The 25,495-nt window shown below is 55.3% G+C and carries 23 protein-coding genes; all 23 read right to left on the bottom strand.

From position 1 onward, the window contains the following. Window positions 1-10: 10 nt before the first annotated feature. The 23 genes from mreB to FYJ35_RS05915 all read right to left on the bottom strand — a co-directional run bounded on the left by mreB (window position 11) and on the right by FYJ35_RS05915 (window position 25,404). Window positions 11-991, bottom strand: coding sequence for a rod shape-determining protein (mreB, locus tag FYJ35_RS06025; RefSeq protein WP_154524559.1), 981 nt, complete (start codon window positions 989-991; stop codon window positions 11-13). A gap of 102 nt (window positions 992-1,093) precedes the next feature. Then, a complete protein-coding gene (lgt, locus tag FYJ35_RS06020; RefSeq protein ID WP_328597052.1) occupies window positions 1,094-1,978 on the bottom strand; it encodes a prolipoprotein diacylglyceryl transferase in 885 nt (294 codons plus the stop codon). Window positions 1,979-1,981: 3 nt separating this feature from the next. Then, window positions 1,982-3,079, bottom strand: a complete 1,098-nt coding sequence (ychF, locus tag FYJ35_RS06015) for a redox-regulated ATPase YchF (RefSeq protein WP_154524557.1) — start codon at window positions 3,077-3,079, stop codon at window positions 1,982-1,984. A 228-nt stretch (window positions 3,080-3,307) separates the two neighbouring features. Beyond that, on the bottom strand, window positions 3,308-3,949 hold the full coding sequence (locus FYJ35_RS06010; protein WP_235906417.1) for a response regulator: 642 nt from the start codon (window positions 3,947-3,949) through the stop codon (window positions 3,308-3,310). A gap of 40 nt (window positions 3,950-3,989) precedes the next feature. Next, entirely contained in the window at window positions 3,990-5,018 is a 1,029-nt protein-coding gene (locus FYJ35_RS06005; protein ID WP_154524555.1) for a sensor histidine kinase, read from the bottom strand. Next, window positions 5,011-6,189, bottom strand: coding sequence for an ABC transporter permease (locus FYJ35_RS06000; protein ID WP_154524553.1), 1,179 nt, complete (start codon window positions 6,187-6,189; stop codon window positions 5,011-5,013). Before FYJ35_RS06000 ends, FYJ35_RS06005 begins: the two co-directional genes overlap by 8 nt. Then, window positions 6,176-7,354: an ABC transporter permease gene (locus tag FYJ35_RS05995; RefSeq protein ID WP_154524551.1), complete on the bottom strand. Its 1,179-nt coding sequence runs from the start codon at window positions 7,352-7,354 to the stop codon at window positions 6,176-6,178. The genes FYJ35_RS06000 and FYJ35_RS05995 overlap by 14 nt, the downstream gene beginning before the upstream one ends. Beyond that, window positions 7,351-8,292, bottom strand: coding sequence for an ABC transporter ATP-binding protein (locus tag FYJ35_RS05990; RefSeq protein WP_154524549.1), 942 nt, complete (start codon window positions 8,290-8,292; stop codon window positions 7,351-7,353). Before FYJ35_RS05990 ends, FYJ35_RS05995 begins: the two co-directional genes overlap by 4 nt. Before the next feature lie 256 nt (window positions 8,293-8,548). Next, window positions 8,549-9,337 carry a thiamine diphosphokinase gene (locus tag FYJ35_RS05985; RefSeq protein WP_205839736.1) on the bottom strand — a complete coding sequence of 263 codons (789 nt, stop codon included), beginning with the start codon at window positions 9,335-9,337 and terminating at the stop codon, window positions 8,549-8,551. 69 nt (window positions 9,338-9,406) lie between these two features. Then, window positions 9,407-10,096, bottom strand: coding sequence for a ribulose-phosphate 3-epimerase (gene rpe / locus FYJ35_RS05980; protein ID WP_154524545.1), 690 nt, complete (start codon window positions 10,094-10,096; stop codon window positions 9,407-9,409). Beyond that, window positions 10,093-10,974 carry a ribosome small subunit-dependent GTPase A gene (gene rsgA / locus FYJ35_RS05975; RefSeq protein ID WP_154524543.1) on the bottom strand — a complete coding sequence of 294 codons (882 nt, stop codon included), beginning with the start codon at window positions 10,972-10,974 and terminating at the stop codon, window positions 10,093-10,095. The genes rpe and rsgA overlap by 4 nt, the downstream gene beginning before the upstream one ends. Next, window positions 10,971-13,166 carry a Stk1 family PASTA domain-containing Ser/Thr kinase gene (pknB, locus tag FYJ35_RS05970; protein WP_154524541.1) on the bottom strand — a complete coding sequence of 732 codons (2,196 nt, stop codon included), beginning with the start codon at window positions 13,164-13,166 and terminating at the stop codon, window positions 10,971-10,973. The genes rsgA and pknB overlap by 4 nt, the downstream gene beginning before the upstream one ends. Before the next feature lie 10 nt (window positions 13,167-13,176). Then, on the bottom strand, window positions 13,177-13,908 hold the full coding sequence (locus FYJ35_RS05965; protein ID WP_154524539.1) for a Stp1/IreP family PP2C-type Ser/Thr phosphatase: 732 nt from the start codon (window positions 13,906-13,908) through the stop codon (window positions 13,177-13,179). Further along, on the bottom strand, window positions 13,865-14,980 hold the full coding sequence (gene rlmN / locus FYJ35_RS05960) for a 23S rRNA (adenine(2503)-C(2))-methyltransferase RlmN (protein ID WP_154524537.1): 1,116 nt from the start codon (window positions 14,978-14,980) through the stop codon (window positions 13,865-13,867). The genes FYJ35_RS05965 and rlmN overlap by 44 nt, the downstream gene beginning before the upstream one ends. Window positions 14,981-15,160: 180 nt before the next feature. Next, window positions 15,161-16,510, bottom strand: coding sequence for a 16S rRNA (cytosine(967)-C(5))-methyltransferase RsmB (rsmB, locus tag FYJ35_RS05955; RefSeq protein WP_154524535.1), 1,350 nt, complete (start codon window positions 16,508-16,510; stop codon window positions 15,161-15,163). 74 nt (window positions 16,511-16,584) lie between these two features. Continuing rightward, the gene (locus FYJ35_RS05950) at window positions 16,585-17,295 is read right to left on the bottom strand and encodes a zinc metallopeptidase (protein ID WP_154524533.1); all 711 of its coding nucleotides are present in this window, start codon (window positions 17,293-17,295) and stop codon (window positions 16,585-16,587) included. 26 nt (window positions 17,296-17,321) lie between these two features. Next, complete coding sequence (gene fmt / locus FYJ35_RS05945) at window positions 17,322-18,338, bottom strand: methionyl-tRNA formyltransferase (protein WP_154524812.1); 1,017 nt, start codon at window positions 18,336-18,338, stop codon at window positions 17,322-17,324. Between the two features lie 7 nt (window positions 18,339-18,345). Then, window positions 18,346-18,843 carry a peptide deformylase gene (gene def, locus FYJ35_RS05940; RefSeq protein ID WP_154524531.1) on the bottom strand — a complete coding sequence of 166 codons (498 nt, stop codon included), beginning with the start codon at window positions 18,841-18,843 and terminating at the stop codon, window positions 18,346-18,348. A gap of 77 nt (window positions 18,844-18,920) precedes the next feature. Then, a complete protein-coding gene (priA, locus tag FYJ35_RS05935; protein ID WP_154524529.1) occupies window positions 18,921-21,134 on the bottom strand; it encodes a replication restart helicase PriA in 2,214 nt (737 codons plus the stop codon). A gap of 28 nt (window positions 21,135-21,162) precedes the next feature. Next, on the bottom strand, window positions 21,163-22,665 hold the full coding sequence (locus FYJ35_RS05930; RefSeq protein ID WP_154524527.1) for a UDP-N-acetylmuramoyl-L-alanyl-D-glutamate--2,6-diaminopimelate ligase: 1,503 nt from the start codon (window positions 22,663-22,665) through the stop codon (window positions 21,163-21,165). Between the two features lie 230 nt (window positions 22,666-22,895). Further along, entirely contained in the window at window positions 22,896-24,095 is a 1,200-nt protein-coding gene (locus FYJ35_RS05925; RefSeq protein ID WP_154524525.1) for a cation:proton antiporter, read from the bottom strand. Continuing rightward, window positions 24,092-24,436, bottom strand: a complete 345-nt coding sequence (locus tag FYJ35_RS05920; protein ID WP_154524523.1) for a hypothetical protein — start codon at window positions 24,434-24,436, stop codon at window positions 24,092-24,094. The genes FYJ35_RS05925 and FYJ35_RS05920 overlap by 4 nt, the downstream gene beginning before the upstream one ends. Further along, window positions 24,433-25,404 carry a DMT family transporter gene (locus FYJ35_RS05915; protein WP_154524521.1) on the bottom strand — a complete coding sequence of 324 codons (972 nt, stop codon included), beginning with the start codon at window positions 25,402-25,404 and terminating at the stop codon, window positions 24,433-24,435. Before FYJ35_RS05915 ends, FYJ35_RS05920 begins: the two co-directional genes overlap by 4 nt. Window positions 25,405-25,495 lie beyond the last annotated feature (91 nt).

Genomic DNA, 25,495 nt, shown 5'->3' with positions numbered 1-25,495 from the left:
CGGGCACACCTTACAGGTCCAGCAGCTCCCCGGCGCGTCCGGTCCCGATCGCAACCGCACAGAGCGGGTCGTCACAGGTCACGACGTTCACCCCTGTCCGGGCTTCCAGAAGATCCTCCAGTCCGTCAATCAGGCTTCCGCCGCCTGTCAGAACGATTCCGCGCTGGGCAACATCCTCCGCAAGCTCCGGCGGGGTTTTCTCCAGCACGCTGTGTACAACCTCCACAATTCGGCCGGTCAGCTCACGGAACGCCATCCGGCAGTCCTGCGAGCTAATGCGGACCGTCTTCGGAAGCCCTGTCTCAATATCCCGGCCGATGAACTCCATCAGTCGTTCCTCGGGCCGCTCGTAAACCGTGCCGACCTGCATCTTAATCTCCTCCGCAGCCTGCTGCCCGACGGTCACGCCGAACTGCGAACGGATGTACCGCATGAGAGCCGCGTCAAAATCATTGCCTCCGACCTTGAGCCCCATCGACACGACAATCCCGTTGACAGACAGAATCGCCGCATTCGTCGTTCCGCCTCCGATATCGACGACCATGTTGCCGCTTGGCTTTGAAAAATCGATGCCGGCACCGATTGCGGCTGCGATCGGCTCCTCCACCATCGCCACATCCCGGGCTCCCGCCTGGTACCCGGCATCCTCGACAGCATGCCGCTCAACCTCCGTCAGGTCAGCCGGGATGCAGATGCAGATCTTCGGCTTGCGGAAGGACAGCCTTCCCACCGCTTTCTGGATAAAATAGCGGAGCATCTGCTCCGTCACCATATAATCGGCAATGATGCCGTTCTCAAGAGGGTGAATCTCCTTGAGCGTTCCCGGAGACCGGCTCAGGAGCATGCGGGCATCCTCTCCGATTGCCCGGATCCGGTCATCCGAGCGGTCAAGCGCTGCGACGCTCGGTTCCTTGAGGACAACACCCCTTCCGCGCACATAGACAAGCACACTCGTTGTGCCAAGATCGATTCCGATATCGGTTCCTGCCATAGCAATTCCTCACTGCCTGTTTTCTGTTCCAGCTTTTTTATCTTTGTTCTGCCTGTCCTTGCCGGATTCTCCGGTTGCCCGGCAGACATCCGTTTTTTCTCATCACGATTTTCTGCCCCGGCTGCTCTTTTCCCTCCTGGAGAGCACCATCAGGCTGACGCCTGAGACGATCACCAGGATGCAGGCCAAAAGCTGCGAAACAGCAATGGATGTGTGCGCAAACCGAAGCTGATCTGTCCGAAGTCCCTCGATCCATGCGCGTCCCGCGCTGTAAAGCAGCAGGTACAGCAGAAAAATTTCTCCATGAAACCGTTTCTTCCCGGAGAACGTAACCAGAAGAAGAACCGTGAGGACTCCGACATTCCAGAGCGATTCATATAGAAAGGTCGGATGAACCTGAATGTAAGCCACCCCATTGACCGTATACGCATGCTGCTTCATCAGCTCTGTAATCTCATCTGCCCGGACGGCATCCACGGGAAGACGCATTGCAAAAAGGCCGTCCGAATACTGGCCAAATGCTTCCCTGTTAAAAAAATTCCCCCATCTTCCGATGATCTGTCCCAGTACCATACCGGTACTTGCCGTATCCAGCATGAGCGGAAGACTGAACTTCCGCACTCTTGCATAGATGATAATCGTCAGCACACCCGCAATCACGGAGCCGTACAGCGCAAGTCCTCCGCCCCTGAAGTTCAAAATTTCCAGCGGGTGCCTGCTGTAATAATCCCAGGTAAAGATGACATAGTAAATCCGGGCTCCCAGGAGGGCTGTCACGATTCCGATCAGCGCAAAGTTCAGATATTCGTCAGGGTTTTGTCCCGTCTTCTTCGCCACCCGCATGGCAAGACAGAGCCCTGCCAGCATGCTGAGCGCCATCGTAATCCCGTACATCGCAACTGTAAAGCCGCCCGGAAGCGTGATCGTCTTGATCACATGATTCAGATAGATTCCAAGATGGGGAAATGCAATATCATCATGCATCATATCTTATACATTGAACCTGAACAGGATGACATCGCCGTCCTGAACGACATAGTCCTTCCCTTCCATACGGACAATCCCCTTCTCTCTGGCCGCTGTAAGAGAGCCGCAGTCCAGAAGGTCCTTGTAGTTCACAACCTCCGCCTTGATAAAGCCTCGCTCAAAGTCGGTGTGAATCTTTCCGGCTGCCTGCGGAGCCTTTGTTCCTTTTTTGATCGTCCAGGCACGGACTTCCTTTTCACCCGCTGTAAGGAAACTCATGAGCCCCAGCAGGCTGTAGCTGGCTGCAATCAGCTTGTCAAGACCGGACTCCTTCAGACCAAGATCCTCCAGAAAAGCCTGCTTCTCGTCATCTTCCAGCTCAGAGATCTCCTCCTCGATCTTCGCGCAGACGACAAAGACCTCAGAGCCGGACTTCTTCGCATACTCACGGACAGCGGCGACATACGGATTCTGTGCCCCGTCATCCGGCGCGTCATCCTCCGCGACATTCGCTGCAAAGATCACCGGTTTCGCCGTCAGAAGGTCATACTCGGAAATCCATTCCTGCTCCTTCTCGTCCGAGGTTGCAAAGGAGATCGCAGGTTTTCCGTCCTCCAGATGGGCCTTCAGACGCTTCAGCAGCTCAAACTCAGACGCCTGGTCCTTGTCATTTCTCGCTGCACGGCCAACCTTGTTCATCCGCTTCTCCAGAACTTCCAGATCTGCGAAAATGAGTTCCAGATTGATGGTCTCAATATCCCGGACCGGGTCTACGCTGCCGTCCACATGGATGACATTCGGGTCTTCAAAGCAGCGCACGACATGGACAATCGCATCGCACTCGCGGATGTTTGCAAGGAACTGGTTGCCGAGTCCCTCACCCTTCGACGCGCCCTTGACGAGTCCTGCAATGTCGACGAACTCAATGACCGCCGGTGTGATCTTCTGTGTATGATACAGATCGCCAAGCAGCTTCAGCCGCTTATCCGGCACCGCCACAACCCCGACGTTCGGGTCGATTGTGCAGAACGGATAGTTTGCAGCCTCTGCCCCGGCTTTCGTCAGGGAATTAAACAGGGTACTCTTTCCAACATTCGGAAGTCCGACGATTCCTAATTTCATGGCTTTTTGATCTCTCCTTCTGATAAAGGCCAGAGCCAGACTCCGGAAAGCCCTGAGGCACGGCCCTTTACTACTGCATTCGTCTTATAATGCGGTTTTTCATTATAGCAGACAGCCCCCATTTCCTCAACCAACCCGCTGAAGCGAAATCAATTGTAAAATAGGAGCATTGACTTTCCTGCAGGTTATTTTGCACCTCCATGTGATGGAGCAGCCATTGGATTCGCATTACCTGCCATGCTTCAGGTAAAAGATTGCCAGCTGTGTCCGGTCCCTCAGATTCAGCTTTTCCAGGATCTGCGACAGATAGTTCCGTACTGTTCCCTCCGACAGGAACAATCTGTCAGCAATTTCTCTGTTGGAATCACCCTCGGAAACAAGCTGAATCAGAGCATATTCCCTGTCCGTGATTCCTCTTGACCTGTAGTCAAACGGATTCCGTTCCTCCCTCATAAGCACCGGCAGTCTGTCCACCACGGCTCCTCCGAAAACAGACTGCCCATTCAATGCTGCCCTAAGAGACTGTGTCAGGGACCGGTAATCCTGCTTGAGCAGATAGCCTTTCACGCCAAGCTGCAGCGCTTTCACAATATACTCGTCATCTGAGAAGGTCGTGAGAAAAAGAATGACAGCTTTTGGATCACGTGACAGGATCTTTTCCGCCGCGTCCAGTCCTGACATGTCAGGCATACGGATATCAGATAACAGGATATCCGGAGAGTGTTCTTCATACATACAGACAGCGTCCGCACCGCAGCGTCCTTTTCCGACAACCTCAAATTCCGGGTCTGCTGAAAGAATCAGCTCAAGAGACATGGTAATCAGGTCATCGTCATCAATTATCAGGACCTTTTTCTTTTCTTCCATCATTCAAACATCCCCATCTTGTTCATCCTCCTGATGAATGCACCTATTCTGCTGCCATATTTGCTGCGTCTGCTTCCCCTCTTACCGGGAGCCTAGCGTACACTGTAAACCCATCATCCGTATAGAAGTAAGCATCCCCGCCGCAGCTCCTTGCCCGTTCCCGTATATTGGAGAGACCGATGCCGTCCGTCAGCCCGCCCCGGACTCTCTGTCTGGTCTCTTCAGATACTGAGCCGTTATCCGAAATGGAAAGGATGCAGAAATCACGGTTTTCATGCAAGATGACCTGCACCCGGGTTCCGCTGGAATGTCTGACGATATTGGTTACAGCCTCTTCTGTGATCCCCAGAATCGCCAGCTTGCATTCACGCGGAACGTCACGATCCAGATCCAGATCCCGTTCGACAGAAAAATTCCTGAGCTCCGACAGAATATGTTCCAGATTCCCTCCCAGATCGATGGACTCGTCGTGCAGATCATGGACGGACTGCCGCATCTTCTGCATCGCTTCATCGAGCGTATCCGACAGGATGGAAAGTTGCCTGTCCATCATCTCATCCTTGTTGACGGTTCTGACAGCGCCCAGGTAAAGAATCGCACGTGAAAGAAGATGCCCTACTTTATCATGAATCTCCCGGGCGATTCGGTTTCGTTCCGACATTGTCGCCAGACGGATCTGGGCATCCTGTTCATGAATCAGATACCGGTTCTGGGTTCTGAGGAGTCTTTCCAGCTCCTTTCCGTCATCACAGGTCTGATGCAGGCGTTCCTGCAGTGCCGACACCTTCCTGCTCAAAAAGATGAGAAAAACGGTCGAATACAGAACTGCAGCAAACATGACCAGGCCGATTCCCTGCAATCCTGCCACCAGGATGGCGGAAAACGTCACCGCAAACGGAACTGCCAGGAATAAATCAGACAGCCATCTTTTCTTCCGCTCCGCGAGGGCACTGAACTCTGCGAACAGAAAAACGCAAAGAGAGACCGCCACACTCCGTGCAGTGATCTCCTCTGCGTTGATCAGGATCATCAATTCCACAGCCGCAAAGCTTCTGATTGCAGCATCAGCCATTATACCGTTCCCTCATCTTTGAGATCATCAGTCCCCCGGCAAAGAAGACTGCCGAAAAAGCAAGCTGTATCACCAGTTGCATGATGAACGCTTCTCCCACCGTTCCGTCAGCAGAATGCTCCGCTATCGTTTCCACTCCTGTATTATACCAGTAGAGCGGCATGAAGTGGGCGGCTTTTACGACAGCCGGGGACAGAAAACGGATATCCACAAAGACCCCGCAGATGAAACACATGGAGAGGACCACCATATTGGCCAGCAGGTTGACGGCCCCGTCATTCTGGGCAATCGAGCTGATCAGGTATCCAAGACCCAGGCCGACACACATCAGAGCCAGTGTATTGAGGATGTAGAGCGGTAAACCTGGAACGTCATGCTGCCCGTGGAGGATGGCATCCAGAAGAACCACAGCGATCACCAGGAAGGCTGTCAGAATACCAATGGCTGTGATCGCTCCGAAAAACCCGCCGTTGCGCTTCCAGAAAGAAAGCCCGGAGACACGGATTCTTGACGCCAGATCCTTCTGTCTGAACTTCAGCGCCAGACAGCCGACGAAGATACACAACATCATGCTCAGCGAGTATCCGTTGAAACAGAAGAGAATGGAAGCCCTGGTCAGCCTGACTTCCTGCCGTTCCAGAACCACACGGCTTTCGTCCGCCAACGTAAGATCCTCCGCGGTATCCTTCAGGGCATCCTCCATCTTATATCCGCTTTGCAGATAGACAGCAAGATGATTCAGATACTGATCGATTCTGGTCGTCATCAGCTGTCCTGCTGCGCTGGTTCCTCCCTGCATGAAACGTGGCCGAATATCCGTATGTCCCTCCTCCGCCGCCTGTCCAAGACCGTCCGGAAGAATCAGAACATAATCCCTGATCCCGAAATTCACATCATCCTTCAGTCTGCGGATCTCGTTTTCAGATACATATCCCCGGATCCGGGTGACCTGCTGTGTCTTCCCCAGTTCATCAGCCAGGCTTCTGCTGAGCAGGGAATCATCCTGGTCAATGACTGTCACAGCCAGCTTCTCTTCCTGGAAAACCTTCTTATTGCGTTCTGCCAGACTCTCTGCCTGCATCGGTGCGAAGGACACAAACACCAGAGAATAGATCAGGAATGTCATCCAGTAGGCTTTCACCGATTTCAAAACAGCTTTAAATACTGGCATATTGTCTTCTCCTCAGAATCACTGCGCTGATCGACAGGGTCACGATCACCATTCCCGCCATAGACAGGACATCCAGCCAGTACTGCCGGTTTTTTCCGTAGCTTGCCAGTACGTAAAGACTGTCCGTGAAGACCGCCGCCGGATTGATCCGGTTCAGAACCGGAACTGCATTCTCGACCAGCTGCTTCATCTGTCCCATCATCAGGCCGGACAAGAAGGAACTGACCATGGAAAAGGCCAGCGGAATGGCGACCCTGAGTGCTTCTCTTTGAAACAGCGTCCCGAACAGAATCCCGAATCCGATTCCCACAGCGCTCCCCAGCCCCATGATCATCATGATTTCAGGAAAAGGTGCCTGGAAGCTGATACGGAGAACATACTCGATGTACAAGACCGTGATGGCATTGCTGACGGTCTGAAAGATTGTGCCCGCGAGCGCTCCGGCCAGAATGGAAGGGAACTTTCCCGCTCCCGAGCTCTCAAACCGTTTCCCGCACTCTGACAGATTCGCACACATCGACTCCATCATCGTGGTCGCAATCCAGGACGCATACATAGAGGACATCGCCAGGAGTGCAAAGAAAAACTGCAGATACGGCGAGATCTGCCTGCCGGGAGTATATTCTTCCAGATACTCCCGGTTTACGGAAAGGCCTGCGATCGTCTGCAGCAGCCTGGAGGGATGGTTCTCTGCAATCCGCTTCTCCATGGTACACGCGGAGCGGTATTGTTTCAGGATCTGCGACAGAATGGTGCTGTTCACTCCTTCCTCCCTGATGTGGAGGGAGAGTTCTCCGCCTTCATTCAGATAGTACCCCTCGATTTGGCCGTCAAGCAGCGCCTCCCGTGCTTCCTTCTCTGAGTCATACCGGGTCAGGCCGATCAAATTTTGTCCGCCTTCTGTCTGAAGCTGTCCCAGAACCTTCAGGAAGATCTCTGCATTCCCGCTGCCTGTCCCTTCTTCCGGAGTACCGGACACAGGCTGAACTTCGGCATACCCCGCTGTAATCGTCTGAAAGGAGTTCGGATCTTCGGTCACCATATGGCCGAAGCCAATGTAGAATGCCGTCGCCAGCACCAGTGGAAAGAGCAGATTCCAGCCAATGATGTACTTTTTCCGGGAGAAATTCTTCAGCTGATAGCAGAATACGTGAAAAAACATCATTCCCTCAGCTCCTTTCCAGTGATTTCCAGGAAGACATCGTTCAGGGTCGGAAGCTCTGTCGTGACTCTTCCGAAGACGGCCTTCTTCTCCTCCAGAACATTCAGGATATGAACAAGATTGTGCTCGCCGCCGTCACACCGGATCACGATATCTTCATCCTCAGCCTGCACATGGTAAACATGATTCACCTCACGGATCGCACGCAGCACTTCTTCCTGCCGCACCGGCATATGGATTCTGATCGTTTCCCTGTTTCGCAGTCCTGCCTTGAGCGATGCAGCAGTGCCCTCTGCCACTCCTTTCCCATGATCCATAATCACAATCCTTGTGCAGAGTTCCTCAACCTCCTCCATATAGTGTGAAGTATAGACGATGGTAGAGCCATTCTGATTCATCTTCCGGATTCCCTCCAGGATGGCATTCCGACTCTGCGGATCGACCGCGACCGTCGGCTCATCAAAAAAAATCAGTTCCGGCTTGTGTGCGATGCCGCATGCAATGTTCAGTCTCCGGAGAAGACCGCCTGACAGTTTCTTCGGTTTCTGTTTTCGGTAGTCGGTAAGCCCTGTGAATGCCAGCGCATCCCTGACACAGGCTCTGCGGCTACTGCGGTTCTTCACATAAAGTCCGCAGAAGAAATCAATGTTCTCCTCCACAGTCAGGCTGTCCATCACTGCCACATTCTGCGGAACAACCCCGATTCGCCGTTTAATGTCATATCGCTCAGGAGTCATATTTTCACCGAAGATGGTGATACTGCCTCTGTCATAACTCAGAAGGGCAAGAATACAGTTGATGGTCGTCGTCTTGCCGCTTCCGTTCGGCCCGAGAAGTCCCAGAATTTCCCCCTTCCCGACATTCAGTGAAAAATGATCCACCGCTACAAACTCACCATAGCGTTTCACCAGTGAATTGACTTGTACACAAGTCTCCCGCATCGCCTGTCCCACCTTTCCTGTCCGGCTTTCCCTGCAGCTGTTTCACATTCATGATAGATCCGTGTTCCCACCCGTTCTTCACGCTCTTTTCACAAGCCGGACTCTGACTTTAACCCTGCTTCGATCATAATCCGCTATCAAAGGGCTTTCCAGTGAAGTCTGTCACCAGGAATATGTGACATATGTAACAAAAAAGCCGCCGCCTTCATGAGATTCATCATGAAAGCGGCAGCTCCTTTTGCCAGCAGTCAGTACATTATAAGCGGCCTGCCGGCGTATCCCTGGACTCGATCACCAGCAGTTTCCCCTTTCTGAAGGAGATGGTGCCTTCGCACGCATCAATCTCGTTGGAAACCGCCCTGCTTCCAACGGAGGAAAGCCGGAAATTCTTCACATTATAATGAAAGCCGGTGAGCGTCAGCCCTTCAACATCCCCTCCAAAGGCGAACAGGGAGACATACTTCCCCCACTGTTCTTTCTTCCGGATCGAAAGCCGCCCGCCCCGCGCTCCTCCATGAAGCGTAATCCGGTTGCAGGGGTCAACGATCTCCCCCCGGACACCTGTCTCCAGCAGATAGGCCAGAACTTGCAGGTTGCCGAGGACATGGTCAAGACGGCTTCCGGTTGCCCCGATCATCACGACCCGGCCGCAGCCGGCATCCACTGCCGCCCGCACGCCAATCTCGGAATCCGTAAAATCCTTCTCCGGATTGTACGTGCGGATCTCTGCATTCGGGTGTCTGCTTCGATAATCGTCGATAAATCCTGAGGGAGAGGAGTCGAAGTCTCCGACTACAAGGTCAGGTTCCACGCCGTGGCCATCGAGCCACACCAGTCCTCTGTCTGCCGCGATGACATATGGTTTTCTCGCAGAATCCCCTTTCCCCCGGGAAATATGTTGCAAAACCAGCGGAAGGAGCACATCCGATATATCCCCTCCGCAGAAGACGTACCCGGTTCGGGACATCTTCTTTTCGATCCTGTCATTGCTTCCCGCCGTCTCCGGCTCTTCAGCAAACCGGCCTCTCTCCGTCTCCTCAGGCATATCGATCCTCTTCCCCGTTCTTTCAGGCTTCTTCGTCATCTCCGAGATTTCAGTTTCAGCTGCCGGCGCTCATCCAACACCTTCGCTTTCCTGTCTTTTCTCATAGTCCCTGAGCACCCCATTCAGCACCCTGACATTCTGCCCGATATCACCCCTGAATACGGCTGATCCGGCCACACAGACATTTGTTCCTGCCTCCAGAAGCGGGACGATGGTATCACGGTTCACACCCCCATCCACCTCAATGTCCGTCTCAAGGTGCAGCTCGTCCAGCCTCTGCCGCAGCGTGCGGATTTTTCCGAACATCTCAGGGATCAGCTTCTGGCCGCCAAACCCCGGGTTGACCGTCATGATCAGCACCATGTCTGTCTTCTGGTACACATAGTCCAGCACAGACAGCGGCGTCGCCGGATTCAGGGCGACACCCGCCCGGCACCCGGCTTCGTGAATCTGTGACAGCACCCTGTCGAGATGCCGGCAGGCTTCCGCATGGACAGTGATCCCGTCCGCGCCGGCCTTCGCGAAGTCCCCGATATACCGTTCCGGGTCCTGCACCATCAGATGCACATCAAAAAACTGCCGGCTGCCCTGCCGGATGGATGTGACAAGGGGCTGCCCGAAGGAAATGGACGGCACAAACCACCCGTCCATCACATCGATGTGCAGATATTCCGCTCCTGCCTCCTCAGTTTTACGAATCTCCTCTCCAAGTTTTGTAAAATCAGCCGCCAGAATCGACGGTGAAAGTCTGTACCTCATCTTTTTCGCCCTTCCTTCAGCTCCTCATACAGCTTCCTGTAGCTGTCATACCGCTCTCTGCTGATCTTCCCCGACCGGACGGCCTCCTTGACGCCGCAGTCCGGCTCCGCCAGGTGAAGACAGCCTGTGAACCGGCAGGACGGCTCATAAGTTTCAAATTCCGGAAAATACATCTTCAAATCCTGTGGTCTGATCTCGTCCAGATACAGGCTGGAGAAGCCCGGCGTATCAAAAAAGAACGAATCTTTTCCGCAGGGGAACAGCTCAGCGTGCCGGGTGGTCTGCTTCCCGCGCCGGTTCTGGCGGCTGACCTCCCCGACCTCCATCCCGGCGTCCGGGCAGAGCAGATTCGTCAGCGAAGATTTCCCGACCCCGCTCGGGCCGGCTAGCACCGTCGTCTTATTGTCAAACAGATGCCGGACCCTCTCCACGCCTTCTCCCGTCCGGATACTCATCGAAAACACCTGACAGCCACAGTCTCTGTAGACACGGGCAATGCCATCAAACGTATCCTTCTCATCCAGGTCATCCTTGTTGAACACGATGACAGCGGGAATGTTCTGTCGCTTCATCAGCACCAGAAAACGGTCCAGCAAAGACAGGTTCGGCTCCGGGTCTTTGAGTGCAAACACAATCAGCGCCTGGTCGACATTCGCAACCGGAGGCCGGATCAGGCTGTTCTTTCTTGGCAGAATCTCATCGACCGTCCCTTCCGTATCCTCGGTGTGTGTCAGGTCAAAGAGCACCTCATCTCCGACAAGAGGCTTGCTTCCATCTTTCCGGAAAATGCCCCTTGCCCTGCACTGGTGCGTCCGTCCATCCTCATAATCGAAGACATAGTAGTATCCCGCGACCGCGCGGATAATCTTTCCCTTCATCCTGTTACCTGCGTAAAATCGATCCCGTCATATTCCGTTGTCGAGGTCACATTGCCACTGTCATCCAGTGTATAGACATAAGCCGTCCCGGTCGACACGCCATCCTCTCCCTGGACATTCAGAATATACGGAAATGATCCAGCTCCTTCATATATGGTTTTCTCTGCGCCTGTCTGCTTCAGCGTGATCCGGACGTTCCCGCCGGAATAATTCGGAGGCGCGTTGAGCTGCGCGTTGCACATCCATTTTGTCCGGGAGGCCGAGGCGCTGTTCTGTCCAGGTCCCACGACGATATCACTCTGGCCGGAAGGCCCGCTTGAGACTGTGATCGTAATCGACGAGCCTGACTGTACGCTGGATCCGGCCTTCAGATCCTGACTGATCACAAGCCCTTCTCCGACGGTATCGGACGGCTGGCTGGTCACATAGACATACAAGCCGTAATTTGTAAGCATCGTGACAGCATCGTCCTTGTACTTTCCCGTCACATCCGGAACCGTAATACTCTGTGTATCCTTCCCCTGGCTGATATAGAGTGTCACCGTGTCCCCCGCATGAACCGCGGAGCCGGCACCCGGGTTTGTCGTGATGACCCGCCCCTCCGCAATCGAATCACTGTACCGTGTATTGTCCACCGAGACATTCAGCCCCATGGATGCCAGCGCACTCTCCGCCTCCTTCTGCGTCTTTTTTGCCAGATCCGGAACGGTCAGGGAATCCGCCGGCCCCGTTGACAGCTTATAGCCGATTGTCGAGTTGGCCTGCACCTTCGTCCCCGGCTCACTGCTCTGGCTCATGACCGTTCCGGATGCATAGTCGGACGACGACTCTTCTCCCAGATACCGGTATCCCAGCTTGAGCTTCTTGAGCCTTGCCTGTGCCTCACTCTCGGACAGCCCTCTGAGGTCAGGGACCGTGACCGGCTCGGACGTCAGATCCAGCACCAGCGGTGTCTCGCTCTGTCCGTCTTGGGTCTTATGCCCGCCCGAAATCAGGCCGTAGGTATGCAGGACGAGATACAGGATCGTCAGCCCCACCACAAGAGCTGCCAGCGCGGAGAGGGCTGCCACAAGCTTCTCATGACCATGCCTTTCTCCGGCGCTTCTCTGTTTCTTCCGGCTTCCGCGGAGCACCTCTTTCTCATCCGGGAAGTCCTCCTCCCCGGACCCGTAAAAGTCCCCGGTCTCCTCGTCCTCCGGCGGATAGTTCATCCGCTCGTCATAGTCCCCGTCAAACAGCCCCGGAAAAGGTGCCTTACCGGATTCACCATTTTCAAATGAGGCTCTCCTGTTGATCTCTTCCAGATCTTCCCTCGAGTACTTCTGCGTCAGGCCATCCGCCGGCAGACCGCCCGGTCTGACAAAATCTCCATTCGGACTGACCAGCGATTCCTTCAGGTCGTGGATCAGTTCCGTCATATTCTGGTACCGCCGGTCCGGGCTCTTCTCCGTGCACTTGAGTATGATCTGCTCCACCGTCACAGGCAGATCCGGTACATATTTTCTCGGGGACTCGATGTCCTCCTGCAGATGCTTCAGGGCAACCTCAACGGTCGAATCCCCGTCAAACGGTACCTTCCCCGTCAGCATCTCATACATCGTGATTCCAAGCGAATAGATGTCGCTTCTGGCATCGGAGTACCCGCCACGCGCCTGCTCCGGCGCGCTGTAGTGCACAGACCCCATCGCGCTTGGATGAATCGTATCGGAACTCGCCGCCCGCGCAATCCCGAAATCCGCAACCTTCGCCGTCCCGTCCGTGGATATAATGATATTCTGAGGTTTGATGTCCCGATGGATGATGCCGCTCTTGTGCGCGGCCTCCAGCCCGGCGGCGATCTGAAGTGAGATGCCGGTCATCTCCCGAACAGACAGACGCCCCTTGCTGCGAATGTAGTCCTTGAGCGTGATGCCCTCCACCAGCTCCATGACGATAAAGTAGACTGAGCCCTCAATCCCGACATCATAGACGTTCACGATGTTCGGGTGGGAAAGCCCGGCCGCTGCCTGTGCCTCCACACGGAACTTCGATACAAACTCCGCATCATTGCGAAACTCCGGCTTGAGCACCTTGATGGCAACATAACGATTCAGCCTGTGGTCCTTTGCCTTGTAGACATCGGCCATCCCGCCCGATCCTATGCAATTGATTATCTCATATCGATTCTGAAGAGAATCTCCTGCATTTAACATATGGATACCCTTATAAATCAGTCAGCCGCGCGAGCACAACGGAGATGTTGTCGCGGCCTCCTGCCGAATTTGCTGCCGAGATCAGCTTCTGCCCGGCATCTCTCAGCGTTTTTTCCCTTCTGACAATGCGGAAGATCTGCTCATCCTCCACCATATTCGTCAGCCCATCCGAGCAAAGCAGCACGACGTCGCCCTTATGCAGCCCAACATCGAAGAAGTCTGCCTCCACATTCTCCTCTCCGCCGACTGCCCGGGTAATGATATTCTTCTCCGGGTGGTTTCTCATCTGCTCCGGCGATATCCGGCCGGAGCGCACCATCTCCGCTACAAGCGAATGATCCAGCGTAATCTGGTCAATCCTGTCATCATCGATCAGGTAGAGTCTGCTGTCTCCGACATTCGCGACATACAGGGTATTTCCTTCGATCACCGCCGCCACGATTGTCGTCCCCATGCCTTCGTACTCCGGCTTTTCCGCCGCCTTCTTCAGAACAGCCTGGTTCGCCTTCTGAACCGCCTCCGCAAGGATCGGAATGGTCCCCGTCTTCCCGGAGCCCTCGATGCTGCTGACCACCGTCTCCACACAGACCCTGGACGCCAGATCACCGGCTGCGTGTCCGCCCATCCCATCCGCGACAATGAGCAGGGACGGTAGCCGTCCTACCTTCTGGTCGGAGGCATAGACAAAGTCCTGATTGCTATTTCGTTTTAATCCGACATCTGTCTGGCAATATGTCTCCATGATCCTTCAGGTAACTCCTCCTCAGCTGGCCGCACGAAGCCGAAATGTCACGGCCCAGTTCTCTTCTGATGGTAACATGAATCCCCTTTTTTTCAAGCATTCTCCGAAAAGCCTCAATCTCTCCTCTGTCAGGCTGTGTGAATTCCCTCTCCCTGACCGGGTTGACCGGGATCAGGTTGACATGACAGTTCAGTCCCTTCAGCAGGCCCGCCAGCCGATCCGCGTCAGCCGTGGATGTATTGGCCCCTCTCACACAGCTGTATTCAAACGTAATCCGCCGCTTTGTCTTCTCAAAATAAGCCTTCACAGCATCGATGACAGCATGGATCTCGTACTTCTTCGCAATTGGCATCAGTGTCTCCCGCTCCTTCTGCCCGGAGGCATGAAGAGAGAGCGCGAGTGTCACCGGCAGTCCTTCCTCCGCAAGGCGGTAGATGTTCGGCACAATCCCGCAGGTCGAGACGGTGATGTCCCTGAGGCTCAGACGCTCCCCGTCCGGGTCTCCGATGATTCTCAGAAAGCGGACGAGGTTGTCATAGTTGTCGAGTGGCTCCCCGCTGCCCATGATCACAACATGTGAGATCCGCTCTCCCTCCAGACGGCTGATCTGAAGCACCTGTCCCAGCATCTCCGATGCAGTCAGATTTCTAATCCGTCCTCCGATTGTGGAAGCGCAGAACCGGCACCCCATGCTGCAGCCCACCTGAGACGAAATGCAGACAGAAAGTCCGTAGCTGTACCTCATCAGAACAGACTCAATGACATTCCCATCCTTCATCCGGAACAGATATTTTTTCGTGCCATCCAACCTGCTGGTCAGTACCTCAACAGGCTCCGGCTCGTCGATACAGGCCAGTGACTCCAGCTTTTCCCGGAGCAGCTTTGACAGGTTTGTCATCTGGGAAATGGACGTCGCGTGCTGTACGTGCAGCCAGTCATAGATCTGTCTTGCCCGGAATTTTTTCTCCGAAATCTCCGTCAGAAAAGCTTCAAGCTCCGCCGGATACATCGAGAGCAGATCCCGCTTTCCATCTTCCTTTTTCTGTTCCTGATCTGTGCTGTATTCTTCCATCTGTCCCCTTCTCAGTTTCCCCGTCTGCCCTTTCGGCACACCGCGCAGGACGTCTCAGCCTTCCTTCCACACCACGGCAGGACGTCTCAGCCTTCCTTCCACACCGCAGCAGGGCGTCTCAGCCTTCCGGCAACCGCAGCAGGCCATCTCTGCCTTCCCGGCACACCGCAGCAGGGTGTCTCAGCCCTCCCGACGCAGGCGCGCCAGGAAAAAGCCGTCACAGTCATGAACCCCCGGCAGAAGCTGGAGATACCCGCCTGCGGTCGTCCTGCCCCGCAGCGCCTCCGGAATGTACGGATCGATCGATTCAAGCCGGAACGGAAATTGGTCCAGCACATACTGCAGGTTCATCTGGTTTTCCTCCGCCCCGATGGTGCAGGTCGAGAAAACCATCACGCCGCCCGGCTTCACGTAGTTCTGGGAGACGCTCAGGATCCGCTGCTGAATCCTCACCAGCTCCTCAAGCCGCGTCGGGTTCATTTTATACTTGATATCCTGCTTCTTTCCGATCACACCCAGTCCCGAGCAGGGCACGTCACAAAGCACGATATCCGCCTTCTGGAAAGACTTTTCATCGTACTTCATTGCATCCTTCAGCGCTGCCTGCATGTTGATCACCCCAAGCCGGTCGATGTTCTCCTGCATCAGATCGACCTTCTTCTCAGAGATGTCCCGTGCCTCCACGTATCCGCTTCCCTTGAGGCGGTCAGAAAGATGAAGGCTTTTACCGCCCGGAGCGGCACAGACATCGATGCAGTAATCGCCCCAGTTCGGGGCAGCAATCTCCGTCACCAGCATGGAACTGACATCCTGGACATAGATCCAGCCGTTCCGAAACGCCGTGAGTGCCTGCAGGTAATTGGCGCCGGTGAGCTTCAGCGCATAGTCCAGATAGGGATGCTGTAAAACGGTCACGCCCTCCGAGACAAGAGACTGAATGATCTCCTCCTTCGACACCTGCTGCGTCCGGACACGGACGGTGATCGGGCGCTCTGCCTGGAAGGAGGCGCACATCTTCTCGACATCCTCAAAAGAAAACTGGTACAGCCACTTTGTCAGAATCCACTGCGGCATGGAATAGCGCACCGACAGATACTCCAGCGGACTTGCCTCCGCCGACGGATAAGTCACACTGTCCAGGCCGCGGGCGCAGGCTCTCAGGACTCCGTTCACAAACCCCTTCAGATTGAAGAAACCGCGTTTCTGCGCAATTTTCACAGCCTCATTGACAACCGCCGAGTCCGGAACCGCGTCCATCCATTTCAGCTGATAGACTGACATCCGGAGCAGATTGCGGATCAGGGGCTTCATATTGTAGATCGGCACCTTTGAGAAGCACTCGATGATATAGTCGATCTGAATCAGATTCTCGAGCGTCCCCTCCGTGACCCGAGAGATGAATGCCCGGTCCCTCTTGTCAAGATATTCATATTTTTCAAGCGTATCCCTCAGTGCGATGTGACTGTAGGCTTCCCCCTCGGTCACCTCCATCAGCACATCCAGGATCAGTGCACGGATATTCACTCCCATGTCTTTGCTATGTCCCCTGTTGTTTGTCAACAGCATCTTCCGCCCCGGCCCGCCCGGCCTACCGGCTGATCAGCTCATCGTCTGTCTCTTCTGTCATTTGCCAGAATCAGAAGGCGCAGAAGCTGCAGGATCGACGCGGCAAGAGCTGCGACGTAGGTCATCGCTGCCGCTCTCAGAACCTGACGGCCGCCCTCAAGTTCATCCTCCGGAATAAGCTGACTGGATTTCATGATTTCAAGCGCCCTGTGAGAGGCATTGAACTCCACCGGAAGCGTGATCAGCTGAAACAGCACAGCCACCATGAACAGAACAATGCCTGCCGTGATCAGCGGCTGAAGCGAGAAAATCAGCCCGAAGATAAAAATCGGCCATGATAACGAAGACCCGAACTGTGCAGCCGGAACCAGTGTGCTTCTGAGCACAAGCGGTCCATAGTGAACCTTGTCCTGAACCGCATGACCGCTCTCATGTGCCGCCACGCAGATCGCCGCAACCGAGCTGTAGGAATAGGTTGAATCAGACAGGCGAAGCGTCTTCGATCTCGGGTCATAGTGATCCGTCAGACTGCCTGACACGTGCTCGATCGCAACGTTCTGCAGTCCCTGCGAATCAAGGATCATCCGGGCTGCCATCGCTCCCGTCAGACCTGACCGGCTCTTCACCTTCTGGTACCTGGCAAATGTGCTTCTGACCTGTCCGCTTGCGATCATCGTCAGCACAAGGCCGAGAATCGCCAGCAGATACGTCCAGTCAAAATAGATGGGATATCCGCCATAACCGTACATGCCAATTTCTCCTTTCAGCTGTCGTTTCAGCCTCCGAGCCTTTCGCCCTCGCTCTGCCTGTATCCTCTGAGAAATGCATCCACAGCCATCCTCTTCTTTCCTTCCGGCTGCAGCTCCAGAAGCGAGAGCAGACCGCATCCGGTCTGCACGACAAGCTCCGTCTTCATCACCCTGACGATCGTTCCGGCCTCCGGATTCATATTTCCCTGCTCCCTGCCCGGGACCGCTTCGCCGCCTGTCTCAGAGCGGACAACCTCCGCCTTCCAGATTTTCAACATCTTGCCGTGCTCGAAGGTATAGGCGCTCGGCCACGGGGACAGCCCGCGAATCAAGCGCTCGATTTCATCCGCGCGCCTCGTCCAGTCCACCAGCCCGCTCTTTTTGGTCAGCATCGACGCATACGGCGTTGTGCTTTTCTCCGGCTGCGGTCTTGGGACGGCTCTTCCGGCCTCGATCTCCCGCATTGTCCTGAGCAGAAGCTCCGCCCCGACGGGCATCAGGCGGTCAAACAGACTTCCGCCCGTCTCGTCCTTCCGGATCCGGATGGCCTTCTGGCTGATGATATCGCCGGTGTCCAGGCCGGCGTTCATCTTCATGATTGTAATGCCGGTCTCCGTATCTCCGCTGATGATCGACCACTGGATCGGAGCCGCTCCTCTCCACGCCGGCAGAAGAGACGCGTGGACATTCAGACAGCCATGCGCCGGGATATCCAGGATCGCCTGCGGTATGATCTGACCGAACGCCGCTACAACGATAAAGTCCGGATGAAGGCGCCGGAGCAGCTCCACGTTCTCTTCCTGTCTGATCTTCACAGGCTGAAACACCTCGATCCCGTGGCGCATCGCCGTCTCCTTAACCGGCGAGAACTGAACACCCTTCCCGCGCCCTTTGGGCCTGTCCGGCTGCGTAAAAACTGCCATGACATGGTATTCAGACTGAGTCAGTGCCTCCAGAATCCCGGATGCGAAATCCGGTGTTCCCATGAATACGACCTGACGCTGCGGGGCAGGCTCTCCGGCAGAATATTCTCCTGTTCCCATAACTTCCTCAGACGTCCTCATCTTCGTCTTCTTCATCCTCTTCCTGCGGCTGGGTGCTGTACAGTTCTCCCTCCACCTTGGATATGTACATCACACCATCGAGATGATCAATTTCATGGCAGAGCGCCCTTGCAAACAGGTCCCGCCCTTCAACTGTAATCTCCTTCATATCGAGATCAAGCGCCTTCACAATCACATGCTCCGGACGCGTGACCTGTCCGGCCTTTCCCGGAACCGACAGGCAGCCCTCTGATCCGGTCTGCTCTCCATCCTTCTCCACAACCACCGGGTTCACCAGCGTCACCGGTCCCTCCCCGACATCAATCACGACGATGCGTCTCAGGACGCCAACCTGCGGAGCCGCCAGCCCCACCCCCTCCGCGTGATACATCGTCTCCAGCATGTCAGCTGCAAGTGTGCGGAGCCGCGGCGTCATCTCCTTCACCTCGCGGCACTTCTTTGTCAATACCTCGTCCCCGAGGGTACGAATCTGTCTCAGAGCCATATCTCTCATCCTTTCCTTATTACCGGCACACTGTCGTCCGGTGTCCATTATCCATCCTGTTCCAAATGGGTTGCTTTCTAGTCTGCATCAAACTGAATGTCGACCGTCCGGAACCCTTCATTTGCCCCGATATAGCGCTCCATCCTGTCCTTTGACACACGCAGCACCCGCCTGTCCGGGCACTTCAGATAGATAGCCATGTGGTAGACATCGGCAATCTTCCCGACCGCCTCATCCGAGGGTCCCAGCACGACCGCTGTCGTCACGTTGCTGAGAATGCGGTCAAGCAGTCCCCGCAGGTGGGCAGCAGCAGCTTCAAGCTGTTCCTTGTCCGTGCAGGACAGATGCACCTGCAGCAGACCGCCTGCCGGCGGGTAGCCGGATAACATCCGATAGTGCATCTCCCTGCGGTAGAAGCTATCATAATCCTGCCGGGCAGCGCACTGGATCGCGTAATGATCAGGCTGATAGGTCTGGATCAGCACCCTTCCCGGCTTTTCCGCGCGCCCCGCCCTTCCCGCTGCCTGTGTCAGGAGCTGGAAGGTCCGCTCCGCAGCCCTGAAATCAGGTACGTTCAGCGAAAGATCCGCTGCGAGAATCCCCATCAGCGTCACATCCGGGAAATCATGTCCCTTGACGATCATCTGCGTCCCGATCAGGATGTCCGCCTCGTGAGATGCGAATTTTGACAGAATTTCCAGCTGTCCATCCTTTCCTGATGTCGTGTCCTTGTCCATCCGCAGAACCGCAGCGGAGGGGAACAACTGGCGCACCTCCCGCTCGATTTGTTCCGTCCCCGCCTTGAATGTCCTGAGAAATGGACTTCCGCAGGACGGGCAGGTGTCCGGGAGGCTTGTCTGATATCCGCAGTAGTGACAGACCAGCCGGTCTCTCCCGTGCAGCGTCAGCGCTACATCGCAGTGCGGACACTTCAGTACGTCTCCGCAGGTTCTGCAGGTGACAAATGAAGCCACCCCTCTTCTGTTCAGAAACAGCATCGCCTGCTCATGCCGGCTCAGTGTCTCCTGAATGGCCTCGCGAAGTCTCCGGCCGATCATGGTACGGTCGCTGACCCCCTTCTCCCGCCTCAGATCGACAACCTCGACCCCCGGCAGTACGGATCCGCCCGCTCTCTGTGTCAGCCGGAATTCCTTCAAAAGACCCCGCTCTGCCGCATAGGAAGCTTCGAGTGAGGGCGTCGCGGAGCCCAGGACAACCTTCGCCTTCTCCATTTCGCCCCGCCGGAACGCCACCTCGCGCGCCTGGTAGCGCGGCGCCTGACCGCTCCTGTAACTTTCCTCGTGCTCCTCATCGATCACAATCATACCGAGGTGCTCGAACGGGGTGAACAGCGCCGACCTGGGACCGATCATCACGTCAATCTCTCCGCGGCGCGCCCGTTCAAACTGGTCCGACCGCTCGCCCGCGCTCATTTTCGAGTGAATGATGGAAACCCGGTCACCGAAGCGGTGATAAAACCGCATCAGTGTCTGGTAAGTCAGCGCGATCTCGGGAATCAGCACAATTGCCTGCTGACCGTGTTCCACCGCAAAGGCGATCAGCTCAATATAGACCTCCGTCTTCCCGGACCCGGTTACGCCCCGGATCAGATACCGCCCCGCCGGCTCCTCTTCCCAGGAGCTGCAGATTGCACGGACGATCTTCTCCTGCTCTGCATTCAGCGTGATGCCCTTGTGAGAAAAGGCCTCCGGCAGTTTCGGGGTCCGGTATGCATCCTCGCTCTCGATCCGAACGAGCCCTTTCTGCGCAAGAGCCCGGACAACTGATGGCGTTACATTCAGCTTCTGCGTGACAACCTCCCATGGAAGGGTCTCTTCCTCCGAAAGTGCCCCCAGGAGCCGCTCGCGTGCCTTCTGCTTTTTCACCCGGCAGACGGCCGCTGCACGCCAGGCTTCATCTGCGGAAACCGCCAGCGTCACCCGCTTCTGCTGGCGGACCTTCATCTTTGTTTTTTTAGGAAGAACCGTGTGGAGCGCCTGCAGGAAGGTACTGCCATACCGGTCCCTGATCCAGACTGCCAGCCCGGTCAGCCGGCTCTCCTCGCTTGTCGCCTCATTGTCAACCCGCGCGAGCGGCCTGATTTTTCCCTCCTCAATCTTTGGTGTATCTGAGAATCCCACAATATAGCCGGTCACCGTCCGTTTTCCGAACGGAACCGAAACAAGCGTGCCGACATCACAGCTGCCGGTGAGTTCCTCCGGCACCCGATACTGAAAGCTCCGGTCCAGCGCATGGGCGGAAATATCCACAATCACATCTGCGAACCTCATAGCCCTCCTGACTCATCTGCACGGACAGTTACACGCGTTTGCTTTTTTCATCCTCCGCGAGAATGTCACGGATCAGCACCCGCTCATCCATCGGGTATTTCTTCCCGTTGATCTCCTGGTAGTCCTCATGTCCCTTGCCAGCCAACACGATGATGTCGCCCGGCTTTCCGTGATGGATGGCATAGGCGATCGCTTCCTTCCGGTCCGCGATCCGAATGTATTTCCCGGTCGTCTTCTTCATGCCGACCTCGATGTCATCCATGATCGCCTCCGGGTTCTCATATCTGGGATTATCGGACGTGATGATCGTAAAATCGGCCATCCTGCCGGATACCTCTCCCATCTCGTACCGCCTTGATCTGGCACGGTTTCCGCCGCAGCCAAACACGCAGACAAGTCTGCCCGGATGATATTCTCTCAAGGTCGTCAGAATACTGGAGAGAGCCATTGCGTTGTGCGCATAGTCGATCAGCAGGATAAAATCATCACTGACCTTGACCATCTCCACGCGTCCCTTGACGCGGACATCCTTCAGCGCCTTCAGGTAATCTTCCTCCTTCACGTCAAAGTGTCTGCAGATTGCGATGGCACAGAGCGCATTGTAGACACTGAACCGACCCGGAATATCTGTCACAACATGAAAGTTCAGTTCCCCCTTCACATCAAAGGAAGTTCCGAGATATCCCGGATGATAGATCAGCTTTCCATTCTCTGCATAAAGATTGTCCGTCTCCTTGAAGCCGAACGTTTCAACGCTGCAGGTATGTCCCTCCAGAATCCTGCCAAGGTGAATATCATCTCCATTGAAGATTCCGGTTCTGCACATCCGAAACAGCCTGCTTTTGCATTCCATGTAATCATCGAAGGACGAGTGCTCCCCCGGCCCGATATGATCTGCGGAGATATTCGTGAAGACACCGATATCAAACTCGATTCCCTCGACTCTGTGAAGCATCAGCGCCTGTGAGGAAACCTCCATCACGACAACCTGACAGCCTGCCTTCACCATCCGCGCCAGATACCCCTGAAGGGTCAGAGACTCCGGTGTCGTATTGGCGCTTGGGATCTGCTCCGATCCGATCAGTGTCTCAATCGTTCCGATCAGCCCGACCTTGTAGCCGGCCTGCTCGAGGATGGCCTTGACCATATAGGTCGTCGTGGTCTTCCCCTTCGTCCCTGTCACACCGATCATCTTCAGCTTCGAGGACGGATTGCCATAGTAGACAGCCGCCATACGCGCCATCGCAATCCGGGTATCATCTGTCTTGATAAATGTCACACCGTCAGCATCGGTTCCGTACGCCTTCAGGTCGACCTCGTCTTCCACAATGATCGCGGATACATTCTTCTTCAGAACATCCGGGATGTATTTATGGCCGTCCGCAACTGCTCCTTTGATGCAGACGAAGACAACGCCCTCTCTGGCCTTTCTGGAATCATTCACGATCTCCGTGACCGTTGTCCCATCCTCTCCGCAGAGCACCTGATACGGGACGTCTTTCAGAAGTTCCTTCAGTTTATAGTCTGCCATTCGACTTTCTCCTCTTATCAATCCGGACTGCCCTGACGCAGACCGTCAGCGCAGCTCTGCATCAGTTCCATGTAATTTGCAGAACTTTCTCTTCATTATAGCATCCCGCCTGCTGCCGCTCAACTGCCGGAATGTGACCCGCACAGGACGGCACAGGACAAAAAGGAGCCTGAAGGAGCGGCACCCTTCGCCTCTCCCCGGCTCCTTTGATCTTTTGCAGAGATGAATTCTCAGCTGGATCTGATCTCTCCGGCTCTCACCAGACTCATCTTCGTCAAGGCAGGTCCTGCCAGCTCATAGACCAGCGTCCCGGCAAGCACAACCGCACGGATCTGTGCCGCATACTTCGGAACAACATTTCCCGCCACCAGTGTCAGTCCGATCGCCACACCTGCCTGCGGCAGAAGGCAAGGTCCCAGATAATGGCTGACATTTCTGCCTGCATGCCCGATCCGACCGCCAAGCCAGGAGCCGAACCACTTGCCCAGGAAACGGAAGACGATGTAAATGATCCCGATCACGCCGATCTTCCCGATCATTTTCACCTGAAGACCGGCACCAGATGCGACAAAAAACAGGATATAGATGGGTGCCGTGATGGATTCCGCCACATCCAGAATGCTGTTTGCTTCCCTGGACAGATTCGCTACGGCCGCTCCCATACCCATGCACAGCATCAGGGAGCTGAGTCCGAACCGGTCTGCCAGTCCGATGCCCAGAAAGACAAAGCCGCACACAAGCGCAAGCCTGTTGCCATGCTTATGGAACCGGCGCATTGGAATCAGCATCAGTATGCCAAGCAGAATGCCGAGCGCCAGCGCCCCGAAGATCTCCAGAACAGGCCGGAAAATGGCCCATGCCAGATTGGCTGCCCCACCCTTGATCGACTGCGCAGCTGCCATGCAGACAGAAAACAAAACCAGCGCAATCGCGTCATCGAGCGCGACAACGGAGAGCAGTGTCTTCGTCACCGGTCCCCTTGCCCTGTACTGGTTGATGACCATGATGGTAGATGCCGGGGCAGTCGCTGCCGCGATTGACCCCAGAACAAGGGAAAACGGAACGGAATACCCCGTCAGAATCATCATTCCCGCAACAAACACAACAGCAAACAAGGATTCGAGGCAGGCAATGATGACAGGCGCTGTCCCGACCTGCCGGAAATATGACCGCTTGAATTCATTGCCAATCGAGAACGCAATGAAGCCAAGCGCAACCTCCGGAATGACCGTCATATTGTTGATGAATGACTCGGACAGCACCGAGAACGGAATCCCCAGTGCCGGCAGAAAATACGGTCCAAGCAGAAGCCCGGCGATCAGGTACCCTGTCACATTCGGAAGCCTGAGATGCTTCATCAGCCTTCCCATAAAGATGCCAGACAGAACCATAATGCCAAGATTGGCAAGGACATTCAAATCCGGTGTCATGATTTCTTTACCTTGAACCCTTCCAGATGCTCGATCGGCAGTGTGAAGAGGATGCCGGTATCTCCATGCTCCAGCCCTCCCGTCACCTTGTTGACCGCCTCGATGATGCTCGGAACCTTGTCGTCCGTCGCAGCCATGAAAATCGTCCTGTTCTCCTTGTGTGCCGGATTCAGGACATTCCGGAGAGACAGGACAAAGCGAAGCTCATCTTCCTCGTTGAGCTCCTGCATCATCCCGTGGGAGCTCAGGATTGTCGCTCCCTGCAGATGCCTGGCAGAAAACTCCGACAGAAGATCCTCCATGCACTCAAGCTTGTTCAATACAATCACAACCAGTTTCATGACTGCGCTCCTTGTTCATAGTGAATATCTGTATTTTGGATCTGTCCTGCTCTCTTCCGCGCCGGAAGCGTCGGCAGCTGTGCCAGCACGATGGCGGTGAACATCAGCGCACAGCCCAGGATCTCCCTGCCGCTCAGCCGCTGACCTAGAATCAGCCATCCTCCGATCGCCCCGAAGACACTCTCCAGGCACATTGCAATCGAAGCAATTGTCGGATTCAGCCCTTTCTGTCCGGTGATCTGGAGTGTGTAGGCCACTCCGCTTGAGAGAACCCCCGCGAAGACGATCGAGACGGCCGCATGCAGCAGCCCATAGGCCGTCGGGTGCTCCAACACCAGCATCATCACGGTTGCAATGACTCCCTGGAACAGCACCTGACGCTGACTGAGCCGGACCGGGTCAAGTCCCGGGGAAAAGTGATCGATCACCAGGATTTGAATGGCAAAACCGGCCGCTGCGCAGAGCATCAGCGCATCCCCTCCCCCGAAGCCTTCAAGGGAGCCAGCCTTGAAGCAGAGAAAATACAGTCCCACAATCGAGACAGCTACACAGAACCAGATCTTCCGTTCAGTCTTCTTTCCAAGAAACATGGAAAAAATCGGGACAAGAATGACATACATCGCCGTGATGAAGCTCGCCTTCGCGGTCGTTGTGGTCGCAATCCCCGTCTGCTGAAAAGAACTTGCCATGCACAGCACAGCGCCGCTCGCAGCGCCCGCGATCCACAGAGCCCTCTTCTGCTGCATCGTTACCGGTGCAAGACTGCTCCCTGTCTGCTTCAGACGAATCCTGTCAGAAACACGGATCACCGGAATCAGGAACAGGACCGCGATCCAGCTTCTGCAGGCCAGATACGTATAGGTCCCGACATACTTTGTCGCAATGCTCTGGAAGGAGAAGGTAAACCCCCAGATAAATGCGGTCAGAACAAGGAGAAGCGTCTTTGTGACTGTCGCTGATTTTCTCATATTCATTGATTTCATTGGTTCCCTGTATGATATTCCTTTGCCGTACAGCAAACAGCGAAGGAAACCCTGTCTGGATTCCCTCCGCCTTTAC

The sequence above is a fragment of the Porcincola intestinalis genome (assembly GCF_009696445.1).
Taxonomy (GTDB): domain Bacteria; phylum Bacillota; class Clostridia; order Lachnospirales; family Lachnospiraceae; genus Porcincola; species Porcincola intestinalis.
Note: the sequence above shows the minus strand (reverse complement) of the source record. Positions and strands in the feature narration are given on the sequence as shown.